The organism is Bradyrhizobium sp. LeoA1Lang, assembly GCF_055413685.1.
The window spans coordinates 1-429 of the sequence record NZ_JBVAPG010000520.1 but is presented as its reverse complement, the minus strand read 5'-3'; the positions used below and the strand labels follow the sequence as shown (position 1 = coordinate 429).

1 pseudogene is annotated in these 429 nt (G+C 58.0%); it reads left to right on the top strand.

Annotated features, from left to right (window positions below):
- A pseudogene (locus ACZYOF_RS44375) lies at window positions 1-335 on the top strand (tyrosine-type recombinase/integrase); the annotation flags it as partial.
- Window positions 336-429 lie beyond the last annotated feature (94 nt).

Sequence of the window (429 nt, the reverse complement as noted above, 5' to 3'; positions counted from 1 at the left end):
TTAGTGAGGTAACCCCGGAACTGGTGGATGAGTTTCTTCTCTCGCGTCCGCGATCGCGGCCAAGAAGCTATAATCACCTGCGCTCTACGGTGGGACGACTGCTTTCGTATCTCGTCGATCACGGGAAGCTCGCCCAGACACCGCTGAGATCACCGCCGCGTCGCGGAAGGTATCAGCGCACGCCATTTATCTTCGACACAGACACAGCCACTCGGTTGCTCGCCCTTGCCAAGGCGCTCCCGAACCATGGTGGTACGATCGAGCGTGGCAACACGTATTTCGCATTGTTCGCCGTGTTGTATGGGGGGATGTCCCGGGTTCTGTTGAATTACTGAAGAGGTCGGCGTTGCCCACCTTGAGCCGGTAGGCTCGGGGTGCTGATTCCACAAAGGAGAGCAACGCCATGACGAGAGATATCACACCGGCTGG